2 protein-coding genes are annotated in these 1,431 nt (G+C 64.5%); both read left to right on the top strand.

Going from position 1 to position 1,431, the window contains the following annotated elements; translation table 11 throughout:
• Positions 1–857, top strand: an 857-nt coding sequence (locus ACPT9U_RS17690) for a site-specific integrase (protein ID WP_435751920.1), incomplete at its 5' end; no start/stop codon positions are given.
• Positions 854–1,431, top strand: a 578-nt coding sequence (locus ACPT9U_RS17685; protein WP_435751919.1) for a tyrosine-type recombinase/integrase, incomplete at its 3' end; no start/stop codon positions are given. The genes ACPT9U_RS17690 and ACPT9U_RS17685, both read left to right, overlap by 4 nt.

Raw genomic sequence — 1,431 nt, 5'->3', positions numbered from 1 at the left:
TGCATGACGTCCGTGGCCTTGCGGCAAGCACACGCCGCAACCATTGCCGCATCGTTGGTCTGTTGTTGCAGAAGAAGTTTGCCGGCGGCGTCATCGACATGGCCAGGCTGCACGCAGCCGAGGTTCAGCGCTTCATCGCTCGGCAACTGGGAGAAAGCCCCTCGCATTCTGCCGCTGCGCAAGTCGCAACCGCCTTGCGAAGCTACCTCCGCTATCGGACGATCTGCGGCGACTCGGTTGCCGGTCTGAGCGCAGTCATCTCCTCACCGGTGCAGTGGAACCTTGCAGTGCTGCCCCGCGCCCTCAAGCCGGACGAAGTTCAACGGCTGCTCGCCGCACTCCCTTATGGACGCAAGCCCCGGCGAGGTTATGCCATCGTCCGCTGCGCACTGGACCTGGGGCTACGCGCTGGCGAGATCGCGAACCTGTCGATCGACGACATCGACTGGCGAGAAGGCACGGTCACGCTGAAGGGGACGAAGTCGCGACGGCGGGACGTCCTGCCGCTGCCGATGACCACCGGGCAAGCCTTGGCGGACTATCTGCAGCATGAGCGCCCGGCAACCCCAAGCCGGGCAATCTTCCTTTGCCGCCGCGACTCGCGGGACGTTCCGGTCACAACCTATGCGATTCAGAACGTGATCCGCCGGGCGTGCCAACGGGCCGGCTTGCCTGGTACAGGATCGCACGTTCTGCGGCATACGCTGGCGTGTCGCCTCGTCGAGAACGGCGGCTCACTCAAGGAAGTTGCTGATGTCTTGCGGCACCGGTCTCTGGAAACCTCCCGGATCTACGCGAAGCTCGACACGCCAAATCTCGCCGACGTTGCGCTGCCCTGGCCGGGGAGTGAATCATGAGCCGACGCCGAAGCCTGCAGGCCAGAATCGACGACTATCTGGCCGAACGCCGTCGTCAGGGTTTCCGTCTGCGCTCCGGTGACGCCTTCCTCTCCAGGTTTGCCCGCTTCGTGGCGGCCAAACGCCATCGTGGTCCGCTGACGGCCGAACTCATGGCCGAATGGGTGCGTACCGCCAAGGATGGCAATGGCGATGCAGGCACCTGGGCGCGCAGCTGGGGACGACTGCGGCACTTCATCTGTTACCTGCAGCAGTTCGAGCCGGATACCGAGGTGCCCGAGGCATCGCTCTTCGGTCCGGAACCCGGCCGCGTTGCACCTCACATCTACCATGACGACGAGATCGTCGAGTTGCTCGCGGCAGCACGCACACTCGGCCCCGCCGGCAGCATTCGGCCCTTCACCTACGAAACCCTGTTCGGTCTGATGGCTTCGACCGGACTGCGCGTTTCCGAAGCCATTCACCTGCGCGATGCGGATGTCGACCTCAAGCGCGGGATGCTGACGATCCGGCAGACCAAGTTCGCCAAGTCCCGGCAAGTGCCGATCCATCCGAGCACGGTCAAGGCGCTGGC

The organism is Thauera sp. AutoDN2 (assembly GCF_051280715.1).
Taxonomy (GTDB): domain Bacteria; phylum Pseudomonadota; class Gammaproteobacteria; order Burkholderiales; family Rhodocyclaceae; genus Thauera.
The sequence above is the reverse complement of the archived record's forward strand: the minus strand, read 5'-3'. Positions and strand labels throughout refer to the sequence as shown.